This is a genomic window from Kitasatospora putterlickiae, from assembly GCF_039527695.1.
GTDB classification, from domain to species: Bacteria; Actinomycetota; Actinomycetes; order Streptomycetales; family Streptomycetaceae; genus Kitasatospora; species Kitasatospora putterlickiae.
Map to the genome: position 1 here is coordinate 20,113 of NZ_BAAAKJ010000047.1, position 4,934 is coordinate 25,046.

Genomic DNA, 4,934 nt, shown 5'->3' on the forward strand with positions numbered 1-4,934 from the left:
GCCGCGGCGGCAGCGCGCCGCCGACCGCCGTGTCGTAGTCGAACTCGATCCCGGCCAGCGGCCCGGAGGTGATCGGCAGGCCCCGCTGGTGGTCGCGGAGCCGGCCGGTGTCCGCCCCGCCCGCGAGCAGCGCGCCGAGGATGGCGCCCGCCGAGGTGCCGAGCAGCACCTCCGCGCCGCCCGGTGGCAGGCCGGTCGCCTCCTCGACGGCGCACAGCGCGCCGACCGTCCAGGCCGCGCCGAGCATGCCCCCGCCGCCCAGCACCAGGCCGCGCCGGAGAGCGCCCCCGGTGCCCGGCGGCGCCGGACGTGTCCCGGATACCCATGTCGTCATACCGGCCGCCTGTCGTCGTCGGGGCGGTGGTGGTGCGGTGGTGCCGGGGACGGACGCCCTGCGGGGCGTACCGCCCGGCCTTCGATCCTGCGCGCGTTGCGGCCCGGGCCGCAACGTCCGTCCCGGCGAACGGAGCGTCCCCTTTCGGACCCCACCGCCCGCCCCGGCACGTCAACCCGGCGCCCACCGGGGCGCCGGCAGGCCTGCCGCCGCACGGGCTGACTCACCCGGATAGGTGAATTTCGGGGTGTTCCGGGAGGCCGCCGGAAACCCGTTGCTGCCCCACGTGGGCGACCACTAGCAAGGACCCGTCCGTACCCGCACCACGCCCGGCCCGGCCAGGATCCGCGCCGACCGCCCCCGAGGAAGGCCCATGACCACGTGCCCGAACCGCGCCGCACCGCCCCTCACCCCGCCCGCCGTGCTCTCCGCGCGCCCCTACCGCTCGCGCGGCACCGCCCGGGACCACCACCCGGCGCCCCCGCGCCGGCCCCGCCGGCCCCGGGCCGCGTGCACCGGAGGGGCGCGCCACGAGCCGCTCGGCGCCCTGAGCACCCGGTTCGCCCACCGGCTGGTCGAGGTGCTCACCGGCGCCCGGCCGTCCGGCCAGCTGCTGCGCCACACCACGCTGGACGGCTACGGCCAGCTCTCCGCCCTGGTCCGGGCCGGCACCCTGCGCCGGGCGCACGGCGCGGACGAGCGGCCGCGGCTGGGCCCGGTGCACGACCGCTCGCCCTCACCCGGCGCCGTCGAGGCCTGCGTACGGGTCGACCTCGGCACCCGGCATCACGTGGTGGCGTTCCGGCTGGAGCCGCGCGGCCCCTCCGGCCAGTGGCAGTGCACCGCCGTGGAGGCCCGGTGACCGGCCCGGGAGTCCTGGTGACCGCCCCGGGAACGACGCGGGGCGCCGCCCCCGTACCGGAGCGGCCGCCTGTCCCGGTGTGGGGCGGTCNNNCCGCCCGCCGGCTCAGCCCTTGCGGCGGCGGCCCTTGGCCGACTTGGCGGCCTTGCGACGCTCGGCGCGGGTCAGCCCGTCGCCCTCGTCCTCCGCACCGAGGTCCTCGAAGTCGCCCTCGACCACACCGCCGCCGACCTCGTCCGAGGGCGCCGTGTAGTGCAGCCGCTGCGGCTTGGGGGCCTCCAGGCCCTTGGCCTTGATCTCCGGACGGGCGGCGTCCTTCTCCAGCTTCGCGAGCACGACCTCGGCGTCCTCGACCGGGACCTCCTCGACCTGCTGCTCGACCTGGACCTCCAGGTTGAACAGGTAGCCGACGGACTCCTCCTTGATGCCCTCCATCATCGCGGTGAACATGTCGAAGCCCTCGCGCTGGTACTCGACCAGCGGGTCGCGCTGCGCCATGGCCCGCAGGCCGATGCCCTCCTGGAGGTAGTCCATCTCGTAGAGGTGCTCGCGCCAGCGGCGGTCCAGCACCGACAGGACGACGCGGCGCTCGAGCTCACGCATGATCTCGGTGCCGAGCTGGTCCTCGCGGGCGCCGTACTGCGCCTGGACGTCCTCCTGGATGACCTTGGTGAGGAACTCCGGGGTGAGGCCCGCGGCTCCGCCGGCCTCCTCCTCCAGCTCCTCCAGCTCCAGGTTGAGCGGGTAGAGCTGCTTGAGCGCGGTCCAGAGCTTCTCAAGGTCCCAGTCGTCCTCGAAGCCCTCGCCGGTGGCGGCCCGGACGTACGCCTCGACGGTGTCGTCCATGAAGTGGCCGACCTGCTCCTGCAGGTCCTCGCCCTCCAGCACGCGGCGGCGCTCGCCGTAGATGACCTCGCGCTGGCGGTTCAGCACCTCGTCGTACTTGAGGACGTTCTTGCGGATCTCGAAGTTCTGCTGCTCGACCTGGGTCTGCGCGGAGGCGATGGCCCGGGTGACCATCTTCGACTCGATCGGCACGTCCTCGGGCACGTTGGCCATCGAGAGCACGCGCTCGACCATGCCGGCCTTGAACAGGCGCATCAGGTCGTCGCCCAGCGACAGGTAGAAGCGGGACTCGCCCGGGTCGCCCTGACGGCCGGAACGGCCGCGCAGCTGGTTGTCGATCCGGCGGGACTCGTGCCGCTCGGTGCCGAGCACGTAGAGGCCGCCGGCCTCCTTGACCTCGTCCTGCTCCGTCTTGACGGCGGCCTTGGCCTTCTCCAGGGCGGCCGGGAAGGCGGCCTCGTACTCCTCCGGGGTGTCCACCGCGGAGAGCCCGCGCTGGGCCAGCTCGGCGGCCGCGAGGTGGTCGGCGTTGCCGCCGAGCATGATGTCGGTACCGCGGCCGGCCATGTTGGTGGCGACGGTGACGGCGCCCTTGCGGCCCGCCTGGGCGACGATCTGCGCCTCGCGCTCGTGGTGCTTGGCGTTCAGCACCTCGTGCGGGATGCCGCGCTTGCGCAGCTCCTGCGACAGGTACTCGGACTTCTCGACCGACACGGTGCCGACCAGCACCGGCTGGCCCTTCTCGTGCTTCTGGGCGATGTCCTCGACCACGGCGGCGAACTTGGCCGGCTCCGACTTGTAGATCAGGTCGGGCTGGTCGATGCGCAGCGGCGTCCTGTTGGTCGGGATCGGCACCACGCCGAGCTTGTAGATCTGGTGGAACTCGGCCGCCTCGGTGGTGCCGGTACCGGTCATGCCGGCCAGCTTGTCGTACAGGCGGAAGAAGTTCTGGAGGGTGATGGTGGCCAGGGTCTGGTTCTCGTTCTGGACCTCCACCCCTTCCTTGGCCTCGATCGCCTGGTGCATGCCCTCGTTGTAGCGGCGGCCGGCCAGGATGCGGCCGGTGTGCTCGTCGACGATCATGACTTCGCCGTTCATGACGACGTAGTCCTTGTCCGCCTTGTACAGCTCCTTCGCCTTGATGGCGTTGTTCAGGAAGCCGACCAGCGGGGTGTTCACCGACTCGTAGAGGTTGTCGATGCCCAGGTAGTCCTCGACCCGGGTGACGCCCTCCTCCAGGATGCCGACGGTGCGCTTCTTCTCGTCGACCTCGTAGTCCCGGTCGATCTTCAGGCGCAGCACCAGCTTGGCGAAGTCGGCGTACCACTTGGTCGCCTGGTCCGCCGGGCCGGAGATGATCAGCGGGGTGCGGGCCTCGTCGATGAGGATCGAGTCGACCTCGTCGACGACCGCGAAGTTGTGGCCGCGCTGGACCAGTTCGTCCTTCGACCAGGCCATGTTGTCGCGCAGGTAGTCGAAGCCGAACTCGTTGTTGGTGCCGTACGTGATGTCCATCCCGTACTGGCGCTTGCGCTCGGCGGGCGTCATGTTGCCGAGGATCACGCCGACCTCAAGGCCGAGGAAGCGGTGCACCCGGCCCATCCACTCCGAGTCGCGCTCGGCGAGGTAGTCGTTGACCGTGATGAGGTGCACGCCCTTGCCGGTGAGCGCGTTGAGGTAGGTGGGCAGCGTGCCGACCAGGGTCTTGCCCTCACCGGTGCGCATCTCGGCGACGTAGCCGAGGTGCAGCGCGGCGCCGCCCATCAGCTGGACGTCGTAGTGGCGCTGGCCCAGCACGCGCTTGGCGGCCTCCCGGACGGTGGCGAACGCCTCGGGGAGGATGTCGTCCAGGGTCTCGCCGTCGGCGAGGCGCTGCTTGTACTCGTCGGTCAGCGCGCGCAGCTCGGCGTCGGTGAGGTTGACGAAGTCCTCTTCGATGGAGTTGACCTGGGCAGCAATCCGCTGCAGCTTGCGAAGGATCTTGCCTTCGCCGGCGCGCAGGATCTTGTCGAAGACGGACACGTGAGCGGGCTCCTTGCCTGGATTGGCACTGGACGACTGCACGGCGGATCCACCCCACCGCACGGGCCATCGTATGCGAGGAGCCCAACACCCCGGGAGGTGCGTCAGCACGGTATTCCCGTGTCACCCGCGCGAGCACTTCCGACGATAGTCCCGCGCAGCAGGGCAAACCGGACGCGCGTCCGACCAGTTGAACGCACCGGTCCGTTAATCGGATGCCCGGGTTTCTCTCTGTACGGAATAATCCGCCCATGGAAGAGCAGCAGGAGAACCAGCACGGGTCACGCCCGGCCGAGCCCGTCGCCCTCACCACGGACCGCCTGGTCCTGCGCGCCCCGCGCGAGGAGGACGTCGACGCGATCCTCGCCGCCTGCCAGGACGAGGAGATCCAGCGCTGGACCGTGGTCCCGGTCCCGTACGGCCGCCAGGACGCCGAGTACTTCGTCCACGACCTCGCCGCCAACGGCTGGCGGACCGGCGACAACCTGATCTGGTGCGTGTTCGAGCGGGAGTCCGGCGCCCTGGTCGGCAGCCAGGGGCTGACGGCCTGCGCCGGCCGGCCAGGGGCCGCCGAGGTCGGCTGGTGGGCGGCCAAGGAGTTCCGCAGCCGCGGCTACACCGCGGAGGCCGCCGCCGCGGTGGCCCGCTACGGCCTGCGCGAGCTCGGCCTGCGCCGCCTGGAGTGGCTCGCCTACGTGGGCAACGAGGGGTCCCGCGCGGTGGCCGAGCGGGTCGGCTTCCGCTTCGAGGGCACCCTGCGCTCCTACTCCGAGCAGCGCGGGCGGTTCCGCGACACCTGGATCGCCTCCCTGCTCGCCGAGGACCTCTCCGGCTGAACCCGCGTCCGGCCGGGGCGCGGGCGGGCGGGGC

At 72.0% G+C, this 4,934-nt stretch carries 4 protein-coding genes; 2 read left to right on the top strand and 2 right to left on the bottom strand.

Annotated elements, in window-relative coordinates; genetic code table 11:
* Nucleotides 1–334 (bottom strand): patatin-like phospholipase family protein (locus tag ABD308_RS05850; protein ID WP_344327814.1); only part of this gene is annotated, 334 nt, incomplete at its 3' end.
* A gap of 373 nt (nt 335–707) precedes the next feature.
* Here ABD308_RS05850 and ABD308_RS05855 point away from each other — a divergent pair.
* Nucleotides 708–1,196 (top strand): Rv3235 family protein, encoded by a 489-nt coding sequence (locus ABD308_RS05855; RefSeq protein ID WP_344327822.1) that lies wholly within the window; start codon nt 708–710, stop codon nt 1,194–1,196.
* Between the two features lie 105 nt (nt 1,197–1,301).
* Here the strand turns inward: ABD308_RS05855 and secA are convergent, their stop codons facing one another.
* Nucleotides 1,302–4,064: a preprotein translocase subunit SecA gene (gene secA, locus ABD308_RS05860; protein WP_344327835.1), complete on the bottom strand. Its 2,763-nt coding sequence runs from the start codon at nt 4,062–4,064 to the stop codon at nt 1,302–1,304.
* A 251-nt stretch (nt 4,065–4,315) separates the two neighbouring features.
* On the opposite strand from secA, the gene ABD308_RS05865 reads away from it, so the two are divergent.
* Nucleotides 4,316–4,900, top strand: coding sequence for a GNAT family N-acetyltransferase (locus ABD308_RS05865; RefSeq protein WP_344327845.1), 585 nt, complete (start codon nt 4,316–4,318; stop codon nt 4,898–4,900).
* Nucleotides 4,901–4,934: the final 34 nt, after the last annotated feature.